At 68.4% G+C, this 19,430-nt stretch carries 22 protein-coding genes; 21 read left to right on the top strand and 1 reads right to left on the bottom strand.

Features of this window, described 5'->3' with window-relative positions:
* Positions 1–25: 25 nt before the first annotated feature.
* The 7 genes from HNP52_RS04565 to HNP52_RS04535 all read left to right on the top strand — a co-directional run bounded on the left by HNP52_RS04565 (position 26) and on the right by HNP52_RS04535 (position 6,520).
* Complete coding sequence (locus tag HNP52_RS04565; RefSeq protein ID WP_184163070.1) at positions 26–568, top strand: flagella basal body P-ring formation protein FlgA; 543 nt, start codon at positions 26–28, stop codon at positions 566–568.
* A gap of 69 nt (positions 569–637) precedes the next feature.
* Complete coding sequence (flgM, locus tag HNP52_RS04560) at positions 638–925, top strand: flagellar biosynthesis anti-sigma factor FlgM (protein ID WP_184163067.1); 288 nt, start codon at positions 638–640, stop codon at positions 923–925.
* Positions 922–1,233: a flagellar protein FlgN gene (locus HNP52_RS04555; RefSeq protein ID WP_184163064.1), complete on the top strand. Its 312-nt coding sequence runs from the start codon at positions 922–924 to the stop codon at positions 1,231–1,233. Before flgM ends, HNP52_RS04555 begins: the two co-directional genes overlap by 4 nt.
* An 86-nt stretch (positions 1,234–1,319) precedes the next feature.
* Positions 1,320–2,207 carry a lytic transglycosylase domain-containing protein gene (locus HNP52_RS04550; protein WP_184163061.1) on the top strand — a complete coding sequence of 296 codons (888 nt, stop codon included), beginning with the start codon at positions 1,320–1,322 and terminating at the stop codon, positions 2,205–2,207.
* Positions 2,208–2,213: 6 nt separating this feature from the next.
* Positions 2,214–4,295, top strand: coding sequence for a flagellar biosynthesis protein FlhA (gene flhA, locus HNP52_RS04545; protein ID WP_409372592.1), 2,082 nt, complete (start codon positions 2,214–2,216; stop codon positions 4,293–4,295).
* 29 nt (positions 4,296–4,324) lie between these two features.
* On the top strand, positions 4,325–5,056 hold the full coding sequence (locus HNP52_RS04540; protein ID WP_184163059.1) for a sigma-70 family RNA polymerase sigma factor: 732 nt from the start codon (positions 4,325–4,327) through the stop codon (positions 5,054–5,056).
* A 108-nt stretch (positions 5,057–5,164) separates the two neighbouring features.
* Positions 5,165–6,520, top strand: a complete 1,356-nt coding sequence (locus HNP52_RS04535; RefSeq protein WP_311768401.1) for a M28 family peptidase — start codon at positions 5,165–5,167, stop codon at positions 6,518–6,520.
* Between the two features lie 268 nt (positions 6,521–6,788).
* On the opposite strand, the gene HNP52_RS04530 is transcribed toward HNP52_RS04535, so the two are convergent.
* The gene (locus tag HNP52_RS04530; RefSeq protein WP_184163056.1) at positions 6,789–7,607 is read right to left on the bottom strand and encodes a flagellin; all 819 of its coding nucleotides are present in this window, start codon (positions 7,605–7,607) and stop codon (positions 6,789–6,791) included.
* Positions 7,608–7,829: 222 nt separating this feature from the next.
* Here HNP52_RS04530 and HNP52_RS04525 point away from each other — a divergent pair, with 222 nt between their 5' ends.
* The 14 genes from HNP52_RS04525 (at position 7,830) to fliQ (ending at position 19,430) form a co-directional block, all read left to right on the top strand.
* Positions 7,830–9,089 (top strand): sigma-54-dependent Fis family transcriptional regulator, encoded by a 1,260-nt coding sequence (locus tag HNP52_RS04525; RefSeq protein WP_184163052.1) that lies wholly within the window; start codon positions 7,830–7,832, stop codon positions 9,087–9,089.
* Entirely contained in the window at positions 9,086–9,454 is a 369-nt protein-coding gene (gene fliE / locus HNP52_RS04520) for a flagellar hook-basal body complex protein FliE (protein WP_184163048.1), read from the top strand. Before HNP52_RS04525 ends, fliE begins: the two co-directional genes overlap by 4 nt.
* A gap of 3 nt (positions 9,455–9,457) precedes the next feature.
* Complete coding sequence (gene fliF / locus HNP52_RS04515) at positions 9,458–11,146, top strand: flagellar basal-body MS-ring/collar protein FliF (protein ID WP_184163045.1); 1,689 nt, start codon at positions 9,458–9,460, stop codon at positions 11,144–11,146.
* A complete protein-coding gene (gene fliG, locus HNP52_RS04510; protein ID WP_184163042.1) occupies positions 11,143–12,159 on the top strand; it encodes a flagellar motor switch protein FliG in 1,017 nt (338 codons plus the stop codon). Before fliF ends, fliG begins: the two co-directional genes overlap by 4 nt.
* Complete coding sequence (locus HNP52_RS04505; protein ID WP_184163039.1) at positions 12,152–12,883, top strand: FliH/SctL family protein; 732 nt, start codon at positions 12,152–12,154, stop codon at positions 12,881–12,883. The genes fliG and HNP52_RS04505 overlap by 8 nt, the downstream gene beginning before the upstream one ends.
* Entirely contained in the window at positions 12,877–14,205 is a 1,329-nt protein-coding gene (locus HNP52_RS04500) for a FliI/YscN family ATPase (protein ID WP_184163036.1), read from the top strand. The genes HNP52_RS04505 and HNP52_RS04500 overlap by 7 nt, the downstream gene beginning before the upstream one ends.
* A complete protein-coding gene (locus HNP52_RS04495; RefSeq protein WP_184163033.1) occupies positions 14,198–14,623 on the top strand; it encodes a hypothetical protein in 426 nt (141 codons plus the stop codon). The genes HNP52_RS04500 and HNP52_RS04495 overlap by 8 nt, the downstream gene beginning before the upstream one ends.
* A gap of 7 nt (positions 14,624–14,630) precedes the next feature.
* Positions 14,631–16,181 (top strand): flagellar hook-length control protein FliK, encoded by a 1,551-nt coding sequence (locus HNP52_RS23275; protein ID WP_184163030.1) that lies wholly within the window; start codon positions 14,631–14,633, stop codon positions 16,179–16,181.
* 18 nt (positions 16,182–16,199) lie between these two features.
* Complete coding sequence (locus tag HNP52_RS04485) at positions 16,200–16,829, top strand: flagellar basal body-associated FliL family protein (protein WP_184163026.1); 630 nt, start codon at positions 16,200–16,202, stop codon at positions 16,827–16,829.
* Positions 16,830–16,910: 81 nt separating this feature from the next.
* Complete coding sequence (locus HNP52_RS04480) at positions 16,911–17,783, top strand: flagellar motor switch protein FliM (RefSeq protein ID WP_311768400.1); 873 nt, start codon at positions 16,911–16,913, stop codon at positions 17,781–17,783.
* Entirely contained in the window at positions 17,780–18,076 is a 297-nt protein-coding gene (gene fliN / locus HNP52_RS04475) for a flagellar motor switch protein FliN (RefSeq protein ID WP_184163020.1), read from the top strand. Before HNP52_RS04480 ends, fliN begins: the two co-directional genes overlap by 4 nt.
* Positions 18,077–18,080: 4 nt before the next feature.
* Positions 18,081–18,329 carry a flagellar biosynthetic protein FliO gene (locus HNP52_RS04470; protein WP_184163017.1) on the top strand — a complete coding sequence of 83 codons (249 nt, stop codon included), beginning with the start codon at positions 18,081–18,083 and terminating at the stop codon, positions 18,327–18,329.
* Complete coding sequence (fliP, locus tag HNP52_RS04465) at positions 18,326–19,156, top strand: flagellar type III secretion system pore protein FliP (protein WP_184163014.1); 831 nt, start codon at positions 18,326–18,328, stop codon at positions 19,154–19,156. Before HNP52_RS04470 ends, fliP begins: the two co-directional genes overlap by 4 nt.
* Before the next feature lie 4 nt (positions 19,157–19,160).
* Complete coding sequence (fliQ, locus tag HNP52_RS04460; RefSeq protein WP_184163011.1) at positions 19,161–19,430, top strand: flagellar biosynthesis protein FliQ; 270 nt, start codon at positions 19,161–19,163, stop codon at positions 19,428–19,430.

The raw sequence follows: 19,430 nt of genomic DNA, 5'->3' as shown, positions 1-19,430 counted from the left end.
CCGGCCTTTCCACCAGGAGAAGAAGATGCTCCTCGCACTTGCCTTCATCGTTGCCGCCCCCGCGGGCGCACAGGATTTCCAGTCGACCGCCATGCTCGACACGGTCGTCGCCCAGTTCACCGGCAAGTCGGTCGGTGAGCAGGGCGGCGCGATCGCGCCGATCGACACGCGGCTCAAGCTCACCCGCTGCGCCGCACCCCAGCTCGAATGGCGCAGCGAGGGGCATGACGCGGTCGTGGTCCGCTGCATGGCGCCGGCCTGGAAGATCTTCGTGCCGGTCGCCGCGGTGCCCCGGCCCAAGGCTGCGGTGCCCGCGCCGATGCCTGCCAATATCGTCGTCCGCCCGCCGGTCGCGGTGAAGGCCGAGCCGGTGATCAAGCGCGGCGATTCCGTCACGGTCGAGGCCGGGTCGGAGGGGTTTTCGATCTCGCGCCAGGGCATTGCCCAGAATGATGCGCCCGCCGGCGGCCGGCTCGGCGTGAAGGTCGATGACAAGCAGCCGCCGATCCAGGCGATCGCGATCGAGCCGGGCCGCGCGCGCCTGCCGGGCTATGCCGAGGGCGGCTGAAATTTTTCGGTAAAGTTTCGCGTGCGGCGGCCGTTTGAAGGGCTGCAGGCATAGCGAGGATTGCAGGCAATGGTGGAATCAATCGGCACGAAGGCAGGCGCGGTCGGCGACCGTCGCACTGTGCCCGTTGAACCTGCCGCCCGGGTCGCTTCGGTGCGTCCGGTGGCAAGCGACAGCCCGGCGGTGCAGAGCGCCGCGGCGGCAATGGCAAGCGACCAGGCCGCCCAGCCGCCGGTCGACAGCGAGCGCGTCGCCCGGATCCGCAAGGCGATCCAGGAGAAGCGCTTCCCGCTCTATCCGGCAGAGATCGCCGACCGCCTGCTCGCCTACAAGCTCGAATGGAAGCCGAACCAATGACCCGGCGTGATGCGCTCATCCAGGTGATCGAATGCCTTCATGCCGAGATTACGGCACTGAAGGCGAGCGACGTCGCCGGGCTGGAAAGGGCTACCCAGGCCAAGCTCGCCGCGATCGACACGGTCGCGCTCTATGACGGCGAGGCACCGGGCCCGGAGATCCGTGAGCTGGCGGCCGAAGCGCACAAGCTCAACGAGACCTGCCGAATCTATGTGAACTTGATGGCGGCAAATGTTCGCCGCCGCCTGCAAATCCTTTCCGGTCAGCAGGCGCCTTCCTACAAGGCCGGCGGCTACGCCCTCGCCTGAGCAGGCGTCCCTGACCCCCATTAACCAGAACTGGCACGGTCCTTGCTCCGATAGCCCCGAATAAGGGCAATCCGGATCAGGACCAGATGAGCGTCACTTCGGTCAATACCAGGGCAAGCGTCCAGACGGCGATCGCCGCGGCGAGCCGCAAGACCGGCATCGACTTCAACTATCTGCTCGGCCAGGCACAGGTCGAGAGCGGGTTGAAGGCGGACGCGCGCGCCGGCACCTCCTCGGCGACCGGCCTCTACCAGTTCATCGAGCAGAGCTGGCTCGGCGTGGTCAAGCAGCACGGCGCCGAGCATGGCCTGTCCTGGGCCGCCGACAGCATCAAGCAGACCAGCACCGGCCGCTATGTGGTGAGCGATCCCGCCGCCCGCAGCGCGATCCTCAACCTGCGCAGCGATCCGCAGACCGCCTCGCTGATGGCCGCCGAACATGCCGCCGACAACAAGGCGTCGCTTGAGGACAGCCTCGGCCGCCCGGCCACCGGCACCGACCTTTATATGGCGCACTTCCTGGGCCTGGGCGGCGCCGACAAGTTCCTGAGCGCGATGGCCGAGAGCCCGGGCCGCACCGGCGCCAGCATGTTCCCCGCCGCCGCGCGCGCCAATCGCAGCGTGTTCTACGCCTCGAACGGCCAGCCGCGCACGCTTTCGGAAATCTATAGCCGCTTCGCCGGCAAGCTCGACCAGGGCGCTGCCGCGGGCGGCGCCAGCGGCCTCGCCTCGGACGGCCTGGATGGCGGTTTCAGCGCCGCCGCCCGCGCCTGGAGCGACGGCGACAATGAAGTCGTGCTCGGCAATGGCGCGGTCGATAGCGACCGGCACTGGGTGCAGAACACGCTCGCCCAGCTCAATGTTTCGCAGGGCGCCACTGCCAGCGATCCGCTCGGCCGCCGCATCGATCCGCTGCGCCCGACGCCGGAAAATGCCCGCCTCGCCTATCTCATGCTCGCGAACCTGGGAGCGTAACCCCTAGTGTCTGCAATCTCGCTTCCCGCGGGCGCGGTGCCCGCCGCCAAGAGCTTCGCGCTGCCCGGCGCGATCCTGTTGCTCGTCGCGCTGATGGTGGTGCCGATCCCGGCCTTCCTGCTCGACGCCTTCTTCATCCTCAACATCATGATCAGCCTAGCGGTGCTGATGGTGGCGCTGAACGCGCAGAAGCCTCTGGACTTCTCCGCCTTCCCCACCGTGCTGCTGTTCGCCACGCTGTTCCGCCTCGGCCTCAATGTCGCCTCGACCCGCGTCGTGCTGGTCCACGGGCATGAGGGCGAGAGCGCAGCGGGCCATGTGATCGAGGCGTTCGGCACCTTCATGATCGGCGGCGACTATGTCGTTGGCCTGGTCGTGTTCGCCGTCATCGTCATCATCAACATGATCGTGGTGACCAAGGGTGCCGGCCGCGTCTCCGAAGTGTCGGCCCGCTTCACTCTCGATGCCCTGCCGGGCAAGCAGATGGCGATCGACGCCGATCTCAATGCCGGCCTGATCACCCCCGACGACGCTCGCGCCAAGCGCCTCGAAGTCTCGACCGAAGCCGATTTCTACGGCGCGATGGACGGTTCGTCCAAGTTCGTGAAGGGCGATGCGATTGCCGGCCTGCTGATCCTCGCGATCAACGTGGTCGGCGGCCTGATCCTCGGTGTCGCCAGCCACCAGATGGCGGTGGGCGAGGCGGCTTCGACCTATGTCCTGCTTGCCATCGGCGATGCGCTGGTCGCCCAGGTTCCGGCGCTGCTGCTCTCGATCGCCGCCGCCGCCATCGTCACCCGCGTCAAGTCGAGCGACGATCTCGCCGGCCAGATCGGCAACCAGTTCGCGAGCCACAAGACCTGGACCCCGGTCGCGGTCATCCTCGGCCTTCTCGGCGTCTTCCCGGGCATGCCGCATTTCCTGATGCTGCCGGCCGCCGCCGGCGCGGGCTTCGCCGCCTGGCATCTCCGCAAGGTTTCGCTCCGTCCGAAGATCGTCGCCGCGCCTCCGGCCGAGCCCACCGATCTGTCGAAGATCGGCTGGGACGAAGTCACCGACAACATGCAGGTGATGCTCGACATCGGCTACGGCCTGGTGCCGCTGGTCGACGAGCGCCGCGGCGGCCCGCTGATGGGCCGGATCACCGGGGTGCGCCGCCAGCTCTCCAAGGAGCTCGGCTTCGTCGTGCCCCAGGTGCGCGTCCGCGACGACATCAACCTCGCGCCCTTCACCTATCGCATCGTCATCGGCGGCGTCGTCATGGCCGAGGACAATGTCTCGCCCGACGAAGTGCTGGCGATCGACACCGGCCAGGCCGCCGGCCGCCTCCAGGGCAAGCAGGTCAAGGACCCGACCTTCGGGCTCGACGCGATGTGGATCGCCCAGGGCGATTCGGATGCCGCGATCGGCCTTGGCTATCTCGTCGTCGATCCCGGCACGGTGATCGCCACGCACCTCAACCAGTGCCTGATCCAGAACGCGTCCGATCTGCTCGGCGCCGATGAGGTCCAGTCGCTGCTCGAAGGGCTCAAGGAGCGCTCGCCCCAGCTGGTCGCGGCGCTCACCCCGGCGCCGGTGCCGCTCACCACGCTCACTCAGATCCTGCGCGGCCTGCTTGCCGAGAGCATCCCGCTCAAGGAATTCCGTCGCATCGCCGCCGCCATCGCCGTCGCTGCCCAGCGCACGCTCGATGCCGAGGAACTGATCGAGCTGATCCGTCCCGAGCTCGGCCCGCTGATCATCCAGCGCCTGTGCGGGGTGCGCGAGCCACTGCGCGTGATGACGCTCGAAGGCCAGCTCGAGGCGCTGCTCGGCCAGGCCGTCCGTTCGGATCCGTCGCGCCGCCACACGATCGAGCCCGATCTCGGCCGCCGGATCGCCGACGCGCTCCAGCGCGCCGCCCAACCGCTGATCGCCGAAGCCAAGCCCTTCGCGCTTGTCGTCCAGCCTTCGATCCGCATCGCGATCCGCAAGCTGGTCCGCAACGTCCTGCCCGACACGCCGGTGATGAGCTTCTTCGAAGTGCCGGAGGACAAGGCCGTCGAAGTCATCGCCGTGATCGGCGCGCCGGAGGCGCTGCCCGCATGAACGCTTTCACCCCAGGGAAACTTGACGCCATGGCATCACTGGCTCTCTCGCCCCTAGTCTATACGCCGACCACGCCCCACCGCGATCCGGAGGCCCTGGTGCGCAAGCATTTGCCGCTGGTCCGCCGCATCGCCTGGCACATCCATGGCTCGATGAGCTCGCTGGTCGAGGTCGAGGACCTGATCCAGGTCGGGCTGGTCGCGCTGATCGAGGCGGCGGGAAGCTTCGAGGATCGCGGGCAGGTGACCTTCGAGCAATATCTCGCCACCCGGCTGCGCGGGTCGATGATCGATGAGCTGCGCCGCCAGGCGACGACCACGCGCGGGGCGATGCGCCGGCGTAAGGCCTATCAGGAGGCGGTATCGGTGCTGACCCAGGAACTGGGCCATGCGCCCGAGGACGAGCAGGTCGCCGCGAAGCTCGGCGTCACGGCCGAGAAGCTGCGCACCGACTATGCCAATGCCGAGGCGGTGCGCTTCGATTCGATCGACGACACCTATTCGGACGAAAGCCCCTGGTTCATGTCCGACGAGCCCAATGCCTTCGACCAGCTCGCCGAAAGCGACCAGCGCCAGGCGCTGATCGCCGCGATCACCGAGCTGCCCGAGCGCGAGCAGCAGGTGATCCAGCTCTATTATGTCGAGGAATTGAACCTCGAGGAGATCGGCCAGGTGCTCGGCGTCGGCGCCGCGCGCATCTGCCAGATCAAGGCGAGCGCGCATGCCAGGCTGAAAAAGGGTCTCGCGCGCAGGCTGGGATAGAAGCGACAGCCCTGAATCGTAACTTTCGAAACTTTCCGCCCGCGCCCCGCTTGCGCGGCCCCGGCGCATGCCGCACACATCCGCCCCGAACAATTCGGGGGATTTCACGTGACCAAGCATCTGTTCCTGGCCGGCGCGATGGCGTTCGCAATGACGGCCTCGCCGGCGCTCGCGCAGGACAAATGGACCGTCCGCCCCGAATGGGTCCGAGCGCATGAGAGCTTCCTTGCCAGCGACGCGCTGCAGGGCCGCGGCAGCGCCACCCGCGACGAGGCGATCGCCGCCGCCTATGTCGCCTCGCAGTTCGAAGGCTATGGGCTGAAGCCGGCGCCGGGCATGCCCGGCTATCTCCAGCCCGCGAAGATCATCCGCTATGCCGCCGGCGGCCCGGCGACGCTGACGGTCGGCGGCAAGGCGACCGCGGCACCCACCGTGCTGGTCGGCTCGGTCGATCCGGTCTCGGGCACTTCGGCGGTGTTCGACGGCGAGGACCCCGCGAAGGTCCCGCATGTCGACGTGCTGTTCGTCACCGGCGGCAAGGGCTCGCCGATGGCGCTGGTCCGCGCCGCCACTGCCGCGGGCGTCAAGCTGGTCATCGTCCGCGAGAGCGAAATGACCCAGAACATGGTCAAGGGCCTGGGCGGCAAGCCGCGCCTGCCCGCCGGGCTCGAGGGCAAGGCGCCGCCGAGCTACGCCGCGCTCGCGACGTTGCCCTCGGCCGATTTCGACAAGGCGATCGCCCAGGCCGGCGCGCCGGTCAGCTTCGTGCTGCCGGTGGTGAAGGAAGAAGCGATCACCACCAATGCGATCGGCTGGCTGCCGGGCAGCGATCCCAAGGCGGGCGTGATCCTGGTCAGCGCGCATCTCGATCACCTCGGCGTGCGGCCCGACGGCACGATCATGCACGGCGCCAATGACGATGCGTCGGGGACCACGGCGGTGCTCGAGCTTGCCCGCGCCATGGCCGCGGCGAAGCAGACCAGGCGCGGCCTGCTGTTCGTCGCCTATGGCAGCGAGGAGATCGGCGGCTATGGCTCCAGCTATTTCGGCGATCACCCCCCGGTGCCGCTCGACCAGATCGTCGCCAATATCGAGATCGAGATGATCGGCGCGCAGGATCCCAAGCTTCCCGCCGGCACGATGATGATGACCGGCTTCGAGCGCTCGACCCTGGGCGAGACGCTCAAGGCGCACGGCGCGCTGGTCACCTCCGATCCCTATCCGGACCAGCATTTCTTCGAGCGTTCGGACAATTATTCGCTCGCGGTGCGCGGCGTGGTGGCGCACACCATCTCGGGCTGGGCGGTCACGCCCAATTATCACACCGCGCAGGACACGCTGGAGAATCTCGACATCGCGTTCATGACCCGCGCGATCCAGTCGCTGGTCGCGCCGCTCCAGTCGCTGGCCAACAGCGCCGCCAAGCCTGAATGGAAGCCGGGCGGCCGGCCGGAGAAGAAGTAAGCCGGACAGGCATTCGTCTCTTGCAGTTCCCCGGCGAAGGCCGGGGTCCAGTCTCGGCGCACTATCGATGGCGCCGGAACCTCTCGAGCGACATTGCAACTGGGCCGCGGCCTTCGCCGGGGAACGGATTGATCGCTGAGGCGTCGCAGAACAAGGAAAAACCCCGGTGGTACGCGACCACCGGGGTTCCCCATGCGCCCCCTTGGTATGGCAAGGGGTGACCGGCCGCGGCGCCTGTCAGGGGGGTGACACCCCGACCGGCACGCGCTTATCGGAGAAGCGAAAGAACCGTCTGCTGGCTCTGGTTCGCCTGGGCGAGCATCGCCGTCGAAGCCTGCGAGAGGATCTGCGCCTTGGCGAGTGCCGCGGTTTCGGTCGAGAAGTCGGTGTCCTCGATCCGGCTGCGGGCGTCGCTGAGGTTCGCCACGTTCGACTGCAGGTTGTTCACCACCGACTCGAGCTGGCTCTGGCCGGCGCCGAGGCTGGCGCGGGCGGTGTTCACGGTCTTCAGTGCGTCGTCGATCGTGGTCTGCGCGTCTTCAGCGCCGTCCGCGTCCGAGATGTCGACCGCGACGGCGTCGTCGAGGTCGATGTCGCTGAAGTCCAGGGTCACCTTGTCGGCGGCGTTGGCGCCGGCCTGGATGGAGACCGAGCCCGAATCACCCGCGGTGCCGTCGAACAGGGCGACGCCGTTGAAGGTGGTGTTGCTCAGGATGTTGGTGATCTGCGTGGTGAGCGCGGTCACTTCGGTCTGCAGGTTGCTGCGGTCATCGTCCGAATAGGTGCCCGAAGCCGACTGGACGGCCAGCTCGCGGATACGCTGCAGCATGTTGGTGACTTCGCTCAGCGCGCCTTCTGCGGTCTGCGCCATCGAGATGCCGTCATTGGCGTTGCGGATGCCCTGGTTCATGCCGCGGATCGATGCGGTCATGGTGTTGGCGATCGCCAGGCCGGCGGCGTCGTCCTTCGCGCTGTTGATGCGCTTGCCGGTCGACAGGCGCTCCATGGCGGTGCTCAGCGCCTTGTTGGCGCCGCTCGAAGCATTGGCGGCGCGCAGCGCCGCGGTGTTGGTCGCGATAACAGTCATGTTCGTTACTCCATGCTCGTCGGCTTCCCGCGTACCCCCCTGAACGGGAGCTCGGAGCCGCCAAGGCAAGGAACGGCCGGCTTGCGCCCGGCTTAAGCGAAAAATTTCGGCTCTACGTGCGCACGCGTAGACGCGCCCGGACCGAAGCGGTCTCGAAATGGGCAATTTTACGCGTCGTTAACCAGATTAGTCTCAAAAGGGGATGTGTCTCAGGGGGTAACAATGCGATCCATCCTTCCGTCGGCCGCCGTGCTTCGCCAGAAATATGCGCTCGTCTCGTCGCTGCGGGCCCAGGGCTTTGCGATCGGCGCGGGCGAGGACGGCCGCCCCGGCGCACATGACCTGTTCCTGGTGGCGGAAGGCGAAGTGCCCCCGGCCGCCGCGCGCACGCTGATCCTCGGCGACGAAGGCCGCCAGGCGATCGCGTTCGGCGACGGCAACCCCGCCCGCCTTTCCTATACCTCGGATGACGCCGCCGTCGGTGCCGGCTTCGCTACCGCGCTGCTGCGCGGCCCGCACGAGCCCGTCGCCGCCGATCCCGAGAGCCTGGCGCTGCTCGCGCTGGCCGAGCGCGTCGCCGCGTCCGACATCACCGTGCTGATCAACGGCCCGACGGGCACCGGCAAGGAAGTGCTGGCCCGCGCGATCCACAACAACTCCGCCCGCAAGGACGGGCCGTTCGTGGCGATCAACTGCGCGGCCTTGCCCGAGACGATGCTCGAGGCGATGCTGTTCGGCCACCAGAAGGGCGCTTTCACCGGTGCCTCCTCGGGCGGCCAGGGCTTCTTCCGCGCCGCGCATGGCGGCACCCTGCTGCTCGACGAGATCGCCGAGATGCCGCTCAACCTCCAGGCCAAGCTGCTCCGCGCGCTGCAGGAGCGCGAGGTCGTGCCGATCGGCGGGACCATGCCGGAGAAGGTCGATGTCCGCGTCATCGCCTGCGCCAACCGCGACCTGCAGGGCGAAGTCACCGCCGGTCGCTTCCGCGCCGACTTGTACTACCGCCTCTCGGTCTTTCCGCTCGCCACCCGCGCGCTCGCGGAGCGCCCCGGCGACATCGCCGCGCTGTCGGCCGCGATGGTCGTGCGCCATGCCGGCGGCCGCGGCGCGATGCCGTGGATCTCGAACGCCGCGCTCGACGCGCTTCTCGGCCATGACTGGCCCGGCAATGTCCGCGAGCTCGAGAATGTCATCCAGCGCGCGCTGCTGCTCTGCGGCGGCCGCACCATCGATCCCGAGCACCTGATCTTCGATCGCCCCGTGGTGCGCCGCATCGAGGTCGAGACTGCGGGCACGCTGTCCAACATCGTCCAGATCCACGAATTCGCCGCGATCCGCGACGTGCTCGCCGAATGCGGCGGCAGCCGGATCGAGACGGCGAAGCGGCTCGGCATCTCCGAGCGCACCCTGCGCTACCGCCTCGCCAAGGCACGCGAGCAGGGCGAGAGCATCGACTTCGGTAAGGCGAGGGCTTCGGCATGAGCGGCGTGGACGGTATCGGCGGCGGCGCGATGAGCGTCGATCGCGTCATGGCGCTCCGCGCCCAGATCCTCGAGCGCAACGCCGCGCTCGCCAAGGCCAATGAGACGCCGGCCGGCACGATCACCGGCGCCTCGGGCACCAAGTCGACCAGCTTCACCTCGTCGATGGAAGAGGCGTTCAAGCAGGTCAACCAGTCCCAGGCCCAGGCCGGTGCGCTGTCCGAGGCCTATGAACGCGGCGAGACCGTGGACATCGCCAAGGTGATGCTCGCTCGCCAGCAGGCCTCGGTCGGCTTCGAGGCGACCCTGCAGGTCCGCAACAAACTCCTGTCCGCCTACAAGGACATCATGAGCATGCCGGTGTAATCCATGAGCAACGCCCTCACCCCCACCGATGCGCCCCTCCTGCCTGCCTCCGCGGGCCGTTTCGGCGCGCCGCTCGCCCAGATGCGCGGCATCCTCGCCCAGCCCGCCGTGAAGCGCGCGATGCCGCTGATCTTCCTGATCGGCCTGGTCGCCGCTGGCTTCCTCGCCTGGTCGCTGGTCTCGACCCCGCCGCAGCGGATCCTGTTCGCCAACGTGACCGATGCCGACAAGGCGGCGATCACCACGGCGCTCGACGGCGCCAGCATCAAGTCGAGCATCGACAGTTCCGGCTCGATCACCGTCGCCGAGGATGATTTCCACAAGGCCCGGATGCTGCTCGCCAGCCAGAACCTGCCCAAGGCGGCACCCGGCGGCTACCAAATCCTCGACCAGCTCCCGATGGGCGTTTCCCGCGCTGTCGAGGGCGAGCGCCTGCGTCAGGCCCGCGAGACCGAGCTCGCCCGCTCGATCGAGGAGATCGATTCGGTCGCGGAGGCCCGCGTCCATCTCGCCACGCCCGAGGCCAGCGTCTTCGTCCGCGACAAGACTCAGCCCACCGCCTCGGTCGTCCTCAAGCTCCAGCCCGGCCGCGCGCTGGGCGACGCGCAGACCCGCGCGATCGTCAACCTCGTCGCTTCGTCGGTCCCCGGCATGGCGCCCGAGGGCGTCACCATCGTCGACCAGATGGGTGCCTTGCTCTCCAAGAAGGGCAATGAGGCCAATGCTGCCGGCGACGCCCGCATCGACTATCAGCGCCGCATCGAGGACAAGTATCGCGAGCAGCTCGTCCAGCTGCTGACCCCGTTGGTCGGTGCCGGCAACTTTACCGCCGAAGTCCAGGCCGATGTCGACCTGGACGAGAACCAGGCGACCCGCGAAAGCTATGACAAGGAAGGCGCCGTCCTCGCCGCCGAGCAGGGCGCCTGGACCGGCTCCAAGGATGGCCAGGCTCCCGGCGGCATCCCCGGCGCGCTCTCCAACACGCCGCCGCCCGCCAGCACGATCACCGCGCCAAACGCGCAGCCGACGCCCGGTGCCGCTGCCGCGCCCGGTGCCACCACCGCTGCCGGCGCCAGCCAGGCGACGCCGCAGAAGCAGAGCGACAGCTTCACTCGCACCTATGAGACCGGCAAGCAGGTCTCGGTCACCCGCCAGGCCCCGGGCGGCATCAAGCGCCTTTCGGTCGCGGTGCTGCTGCGCGAAGAATCGGGCAAGCCGCGCTCGCAGGTCGAGATCCAGCAGGTCACCCAGCTGGTCCAGGCCGCGGTCGGTTATAATCAGGGCCGCGCCGATCAGGTCACCGTGATCAGCCGCAAGTTCACTACCACCGCCGATGCCGCCGACAAGGGGCCGGCCTGGTATGACGCGCCCTGGGTTCCGCTCGCCGCGCGCAACGCCACTGCGCTGGTGATCGCGCTGCTGGTCCTCTTCCTCGGTGTCCGCCCGCTCACCAAGGCGCTGCTCAAGAAGCGCGAGGAGCCCGCTGGCGCCGGCAATCGCCCGGCGCTGTCGATGAGCGGTCCGTCCGGTGAGGAAGCTGGCCCGGGCGCCCCGCCGGTCTCGATCGACATGCTCGAAAGCGCCGGCAACAGCTATGACGAGCGCGTCGGCCTGGTCCGCGGCTTCACGCGCGACAATCCGGCCCGCGCCGCTCTGGCGGTGCGCGACATGATCAAGGCAGACGCGCAATGAACGCCATCCGCAGCTTCAACGGCGTCGAGCGCGCCGCGGTCCTGATGATGCTGGTCGGCGAGGAGGAGGCTGCGGCCATCCTCCAGAAGCTGGACCCGGAAGAGGTGCGTTCGCTCGGCAAGGCGATGTTCAACGTCGCCGATGTCAGCGAAGCCGAGGTCGAGATCGTCCTCGACGATTTCGTGTTCAAGGCACGCGAGCGCACCGGGGTCACCTTCGATCCGGCGCCCCGGATCGAGAGCATCATGAACAAGGCGCTCGGCCCCGAGCGTGCCTCGGGCGTGCTCGCCCGCGTCATGCCTGCCAGCCAGGCGGCCTCGATCGAATGGCTCGACTGGTTCGAGCCCGAGGAGATCGCCGGGATGATCGAGAACGAGCATCCGCAGATCGCAGCGGTGCTGCTCGCCAATCTCGATCCCGATATCGCCGCCAAGGTGTTCGAGCATCTGCCCGAAGCCGCGCAACCGCAGATCCTGCGTCGCATTGCCAAGCTCGGCCCGATCCCGCCCGAGGCGATCGAGACGCTGAAGACGATGCTCCAGGGCCGTGCCGGCATGGGCGGCCGCAAGTCGAGCGGCGGGCTCCAGCTGGGCGGTACCCGCGAGGCGGCCAAGATCCTGTCCGGTGCCCGCAAGATCACCGAGCAGCGCGTCATGCCCAAGCTCGCCAAGATCGACCGCGAGGTCGCCCGCGCGATCGAGGAGGCGATGTTCGTCTTCGACAATCTGCTCGAGCTCGACGACAAGAACCTGTCGACGCTGATCCGCAACATCGACACCACGATCCTGGTCAAGTCGCTGAAGGGCGTCGAGGAAGAGGTCCGCGAGCGTTTCCTGGGCTGCATGTCGAGCCGCGCGGCGGACGGCATCCGAGACGAGATGGAATCCCTCGGCCCGATGAAGATGGCCGATGTCCTCGATGCGCAGAAGGCGATGATCGCCATCGCGCGCGGCCTGGTGAAGGACGGCACGCTGCAGATGCCGTCAAAGGGTGGGGACGACGACTATGTCTGAGTTCGCACCGGGCTTTTCCGGGCGGATCCGCGCCGCCGAACATGTCCTGGCCCGCGCCTTTGGCGACGGGATCGGCTTCGCACCGTCGGAGGTCGACCAGATCGGCCGCCGCGTGTTCGAGGAAGCACCGGCCCAGCCGCGCCACTTCGCGCCCGCCAATCCCCAGGCCAATCCCACCGAAGGCTGGGATCCCTTCGCCGCCGACACGCAGCACCATGTCGAGCCGGGCCCGTTCATCGATCCGATCGCCGCCGCGCACGATGCCGGTTTCGCGGAAGGCCATGCCGCCGCCCTGGTCGAGGCCGATGCCGTCCGCGCGCGCGAGACGGCCTTGCTCGATCAGGTCTCGGCCGCGCTCGCCAGCGGTGCCCATTTCGATCGCGATCGCATGGCCGGCCAGCTCCGTCAGACCGTGCTCCACCTCGTCACCCGGCTGGTCGGCGAAGTCGGCGTCGCGCCCGATGTGCTCGCTGCCCGGATCAACGCCGCGGTCGACCTGCTCGCCGACAGCGCCGAATCGGCGCTGCTCCGCCTGAATCCCGACGATGTCGCCTTCGTCCAGGGCAAGCTGCCCGCCAGCGTCTTCCCGGTCGGCGATCCGCATGTCCAGCGCGGCGGCTTCGTCATCGAAAGCGCCTCGACCATCGTCGAGGACGGCCCCGATCTGTGGCTCGAACAGCTCGCCCACGCGATCGACCGCGTGCCGATTCCGCCCGCATGCTGAACCTGTTCGCCGAAGACTATCTGCAGGGGCTGGGCGGCAGCGATTTCGCCCCGCGCCCGCGCATCTCCGGGCGCCTGTCCTCCTATGACGGGCTGCTGATGGAGGCGGTCGGTCTCCAGCTTCCCGTCGGCACGGTCTGCGCGATCGGCGATGGCGACAGCCGGGTCGAAGCCGAAGTGATCGGCTTCCGCGCCGGCAAGACCTTGCTGATGAACCTGGGCGGCCCCGCCGCGCTGCTGCCCAACGCCCCGGTCCGCCCGATCGGCGCGCCGGGCGAGGCGGAAGTCGGCGCGGCGATGCTCGGCCGTGTCGTCGATGGCTCGGGCAAGCCGATCGACGGGCTCGGCCCGATCCGCGGCGCCGGCAGCTGGCCGCTCGCCGGCAAGCTCCAGTCGCCCCTGGACCGCGGCCGCGTGCTCCAGCCGCTCGATGTCGGCGTGCGCGCGATCAACGGGCTGCTCACCATCGGCCAGGGCCAGCGCGTCGGCATCATGGCCGGCTCGGGCGTCGGCAAGTCGGTGCTGCTCGGCATGATGGTCCGGGCAGCGCAAGCAGATGTGATCGTCATCGGCCTGATCGGCGAACGCTCGCGCGAAGTCGCCGATTTCCTCGAGACCAAGGTCGCCGGCGCCGCTCGTGCCCGCTCGGTGGTCGTCGCGGTGCCCGCAAACCACTCGCCGGTGCTCCGCATTCGCGGTGCCTTGCGCGCCACCGCCATTGCCGAGGCGTTCCGCGCCGAGGGCAAGAAGGTGCTGCTCATCATGGATTCGCTCACCCGCGTCGCCCATGCCGGGCGCGAGATCGGCCTGGCGCTGGGCGAGCCGGCATCCGCGCGCGGCTATCCGCCCTCGGCCATCGCGATGCTGCCCAGCCTGATCGAGCGTGCCGGCACCGACGTTCATACCGGCGGGTCGATCACCGCGATCTACACGGTGCTGGCGGATGGCGATGACGGCAACGATCCGGTGGTCGATTCGGCCCGCTCGATCCTCGATGGCCATATCGTGCTCAGCCGGGCACTGGCCGAGCGCGGCGTCTATCCGGCGATCGATCTCGGCCCCTCGGTCAGCCGCGTGATGACGGACATCGTCCCCAAGGACCATGTCGCCGCCGCCCGCGTGCTGCGCCGCCATCTCGCGACCTATGAAGAGAATCGCGACCTCGTCCTGATGGGAGCCTATCGCGCCGGCGCCGATCCCGAGATCGACGCGGCGATCGCCTGCCACCCGGCGGTGATGGAGTATATCCGCCAGGCATCCGACGAGATCGTTTCGCTGCCCGATGCCGTGACCGAGCTGGTCGGCGTCTTCGGCCATGGCTAGGTCCGTCAAGAAGCTCGACCGGTTGCTACGCGTCCGCACGCTCCAGCTCGATCTGGTCCGTGCCGACGAGGTTCGTGCGCTCGCCAAGGTCGATCAGGAAGCGAAGCTGCGCGAGCGTATCGCCAATCTCGCCGCGAACGTCGCGCCCGCGCCCAGCGCTTCCGAATCGGCATCGAACCTCGCCGCCGCCGCGCATTTCCGCGACCGTCTCCACCAGTCCGCCTTTGCCGCCGACAAGCGGGTCGAAGTCGCCGAGCAGAGCCTGGAAATGGCCCGTGCCGCCACGCGTGAGGCGCGACGCGACCAGAACGCGATCGAGAAGCTGATTACCCGCGCCGAAGCCGATGCCGCGCTCAAGGCGCTGCGCGAGCTCGAGCAGCTGCCGCCCATGGGCAAAAACCGGCACGATATTTGCTGAGTACGCCGTGAACCAGTTTCACGGGGACCAGAAGTTGATCCAGCTCGCCACCGCGCTTCCCACTGTAACCGTAGGGCCCGTCAAGCCGAACGCCGCGCTTTCCGCGGATATGAGCGGCTTTGCGCTGGCCCTGGGAGCGCTGATGCCCAAGATCGCCGCGCCTGTCGCCGCTCCTCAGGGCAAGCCGGGCGAAGCGGCGGTCCTGTTGCCCGGCCGGCAGGATGTTGCCGAGGGCGGCAAGGAATTGCCGGATGCCGTGCTGGGCCTGGAGGGCCGCAGCGAGGAGCAGGCCGGCGCCGAGGCCGATGGCGACGACAAGGATGCGAGCACCGAGGATGCGCCGCCCCCGCCCTTCGCCTGGTTCGCCGCGGCACCCCCGCCCGCACCGGCTGCCGAGCCCGAGGCGCAGGCCGAGGTCGCGCCGGCGATCACCGTCGAGGGAGGCGGCAAGCGCCGTGCCCGGGCCGAGGTTGCGCTGCCGGAAATGCCGGCTGCCGAAACCGGCGATGCGTCGGTGAAGACGGCCGGTGCCGAAGTGCCCGCCCGGCAGGTGGCCGCGCCGGCGGCGCCGCGAGTGCCGCAAGCGAAGCCGGTAGCCGAAGCACGCCCCGCCGCGCCTGCGCCGCGCCAGCCCGGCGCCGACGCTGTCGTCGCCGCAGTGCCCGCGCCTGCTACGGCCCCCGCCGTGCAAGCCGCGCGCGCCGTGCCGGTCGATCCCGCCGTCGAAGCTGCCATGGCCACTGCCGTGACGACTACGACTGAGGACGCGCCCGCCAATGCCGGGCCGGTATCCCAGGTTCCGCTGCCCCAGGCCCCGCGCGAGCTGCGCCAGGCCGCGGCAGAGGCGCCGGTAGTGCGGATCACGCTCGACAAGCCGGCGGTGCCGCAGACGCTGTCGATCGCCGATGTCACGCCGGCTCAGCCGCAAGGCGCTGCCATCGCATCGCCCTCGGTCGCGGATCAGATCTTCGCCGTCTTCGATCGCCCGCGCACGCAGGGCGGTGCGACCGCCGCAGGCGATCCGCAATCCACGCTTTCCACGCTCGCCGCGCCGACGACCGGCACCCAGACCACTTCCGCCGTTGCAGCGGCCGGTCAGGCGCAGGACGCACCGCTCGACACGCAACATCAGGAATGGACGGCGAAGATGCTCGATCGGATCGAGGCGCTGCGCGATGCCGCGCCCGTTCGCGAGACCAAGATCAGCCTGATGCCCGAAGGGCTCGGCAAGGTCGATATCGCGATCCGCCAGGACGATGCCGGGCTGCATGTCCAGTTCAGCACCGATACCCCGTCGGCGCGCCAGCTGATCGCCGACGCCCAGCCCAAGCTCGCCGAGATCGCGCAGGAGCGCGGCATCCGCATCGGCTCGACCAGCGTCGATACGAATACGGCCGGCTCCAATGGCGGGGGCACCGGTACGAACACCGCCAGCTCGCAGATGAACCAGGGGCAGCGCCAGGATGCGCAGCCCCAGCGCAACCAGCCTTCGGCGCCGCTGTCCGGTCAGCGGCGCGAGGCTTCCTCTTCCACCAGTCAGGATGAACGGGTCGCCTGAGGCCCGCGGAGATAGATGATGGCCGATATCAAGGATGCGGGCGCTGCCGAGGCGCCGAAGAAGAAAAAGAAGAATCTGCTGCTGCTCGTCGGCCTGCCGGTGGTGCTGCTCGGCGGTGGCGGTGGCGCGGCCTTCTACGGCATGCAGGCGGGCTGGTTCAGCGCCGCGGCGCATGCCGAGGAGAAGGACGAGCCGCATCTCGTGCCCAAGAGCGACGAGAAGCGCGCCTCGATGAAGGAAGGCGGCGAGGGCGGCCATGGCGGTGAGGAGGGTGGCGAGGCCCCCGGTCATGGCGGCAAGCCGACGCCGAAGGGCGAAGGCGGCGACAAATACGCGTCGAGCTATTATCCGATGGAGAAGGAGTTCACCTCCAACCTCCAGGACAGCGTCCATTTCGTCCAGGTCGGCATCGCGGTGTCGACGCCCTATGACGAGCGCGTCCTCGAGAACATCAAGACGCATGAGATCGCGATTCGCTCGGCGGTGCTGATGGCGCTGGGCGAGACGACCGAGGACGAGGTGTTCACGGCCGAGGGCAAGCGCCACATCCAGGACCGGCTGGCCAAGGCAATCAACGGTGTTTTGAAGGAAAAGGAAGGTTTTGGCGGGGTTAGTAACGTCTACTTTACCAATTTCATCGTTCAGTGAACGGGCATGGTTAACAGCCCTTCACCAGACGGCTCGGCCGATCGGCGGGAACGCCCCCGGACCAGCGCGGAACACGCGCCGGTGCTGGGGACGGCCAACCTGAATCCGTTCGGCGACCTGGTCACGCTGCAGCATCTCAGCGCGCGCCTGGCCAAGTCCCTCAAGGGCAGTTTCGAAGGGCTGCTGCGCAAGGACCTGCGGGCCTGGGCAGAGCCGCTCTCCGTCCAGCGCTTCGCCGACTACAAGGCCGAGCGGGGCGGGGTGCTTTCCGCCTGGCAGCCGATGGTGATGGGCAATGCCCGCGCCCGCGCCCAGTTCGTGCTCGAGGCCGGGCTGGTCTTCGAGATGCTCGACGCATTCTTCGGTGGCGACGGCGAAGCACCCAATCCGTTGCCGAATGAGTTCACCCCCGCGGCCGAAGCCCTGGTGGCCCGGCTCGCCCAGTCCAGCGCGCTGCTGCTCGACAAGGCCTGGGAGCCGCTGTCGCGCATCGCCTTCCGGGCCGAGGGCGCATCCAATCTCGCCGCCGCGCCCGATCTCGGCGCCGACGATCCGGTGGTGGTCACGCGCTTTGGCCTCGCGGCCGGCGAGGACCGTCCGCATTTCTTCGACATTCTCTATCCCGTCGCCGCTTTGAAGCCGCATGGCGCCGCGCTGATGGTCAAGGTCCACGGCAACAAGGACGAGGTGGAGCCCGAATGGCGTTCCGGCCTTACCCGCGCGGTGATGGCGGTGACGCTGCCCGTGCGCTCGGTCCTTGCCGAACCGATCATGCCGCTCGGCCGCCTGCTCGAGCTCAAGGAAGGCGACGTCATCCCGATCGATTTCGGCCCCGAGGTTCCGGTGATGGTGGCGAAGCGCCGCCTCGGCACCGGCCTTGTCGGCACCGCCAACGGCCGCGCCGCGGTCCGCCTCACTTCGCTCGAACCGCTCAACGCAGAGGACTTCCAATGAACGACATGACGGCCTCCCTCCAGGTCGATACTGCCGTCGCCGCCAATTTCCGGCTGCTGCAGGATGTCGACGTCAAGCTCACCGTCGAGATCGGTTCGACCCGGCTGACCCTGCGCGAGCTGCTCGCGCTCGGTGAAAGCAGCGTGATCGAGCTCGATCGCGAAGCCAATGAGCTGCTCGACGTGTTCGTCAACGGCACGCTGATCGGCCGCGGCGAAGTGGTCACGGTCGGCGAGAAGTTCGGCGTGCGGATGACCGAGCTGGTCAGCCCGGACAAGCGCGCGGCGCGTTGATCCCATGACCTGGTACATCATCAAGCTGATCGTGCTGCTGCCGCTCGTCTGCGGTCTGCTGGTCGGTTGCCTCTATGCCTGGCGCAAGCTCGAATCGCGCCTGCCCAAGAACCAGACGACCCGGATGGTGCAGCTCAAGGAGACGATGATGCTCTCCCCGGGCCTGCGCCTCGCCGTCATCGAGTTCGAGGGGCAGAAGCTGCTCGTCTCGGTGAGCCGCAGCGGCGTCACCCTGGTGGACAAGCAGCAATGACCCGCGCGATCGTCCATGCCCCGCGCACGATGGGCGGGCGCGCCGCGCTGTTCATCGGCATCCTCGCCTTCCTGGTGCTGTTCGCCTTCCCGGCCTTCGCGCAGGGCGCGGCGCCGGCTGTGCCGACGCCGGTGGCGACCCCGGGCGTGGGCGATGCGGTCGATCGCGCGCTGGGCGACCTGGGCGGCGGCAACGCGCCGCTCAGCCTGTCGCTGCAGGTGCTCATCATCATGGGCCTGCTCACGGTGCTGCCGGGCATCCTGCTGATGATGACCAGCTTCACCCGGATCATCATCGTGCTGGCGCTGCTGCGTCAGGCCCTGGGTCTTCAGCAGACCCCGCCCAACCAGGTGCTGATCGGCCTGGCGATGTTCCTGAGCTTCTTCGTGATGGCGCCGACGCTGAACACGATGAACACCAATGCGATCCAGCCCTATTCCGCCGGCAAGATCGGCGCGACCGAGATGATCTCCAGGTCGGGCGAGGCGCTGCATGGCTTCATGATCAAGCAGACCCGCACCAAGGACGTCACCCTGTTCGCCGGCCTCGCCAAGAGCGGGCCCTATGCCAAGCCGCAGGACGTGCCCTTCTCGGTGCTGCTCCCGGCCTTCGTCACCTCGGAGCTCAAGACCGCGTTCCAGATCGGCTTCCTGATCTTCCTGCCCTTCATCGTCATCGATCTCGTCGTCGCCACCGTGCTGATGGCGCTCGGCATGATGATGATGTCGCCGACGATCATCTCGCTGCCCTTCAAGCTGCTGCTTTTCGTCCTGGTCGACGGGTGGGCGCTGACGATGGGCTCGCTCGCCTCCAGCTTCGTGAGCTAGCGCGATGGACGCCGAATATTTCCTCACCGTCGGGCGCGAGGCGATGTGGGTGCTGGCGCTCGCCGCCACGCCGATCCTGGTGCCCGCGCTGCTCGCCGGCCTCGTCCTAGGCATGGTCCAGGCCGCGACGTCGATCCAGGAGCAGACGCTCACCTTCGTGCCCAAGCTGATCGTGGTCGGCATCAGCCTGATCATCTTCGGCTCGATGATCCTCGGGCTGCTCGGCGATTTCACCGTCAGCATCTTCGAGCGCATTCCGGATCTGGTGAAGTAA

This window comes from Sphingomonas kyeonggiensis (assembly GCF_014204495.1).
GTDB classification, from domain to species: Bacteria; Pseudomonadota; Alphaproteobacteria; order Sphingomonadales; family Sphingomonadaceae; genus Sphingomonas; species Sphingomonas kyeonggiensis_A.
Note: the sequence above shows the minus strand (reverse complement) of the source record. Positions and strands in the feature narration are given on the sequence as shown.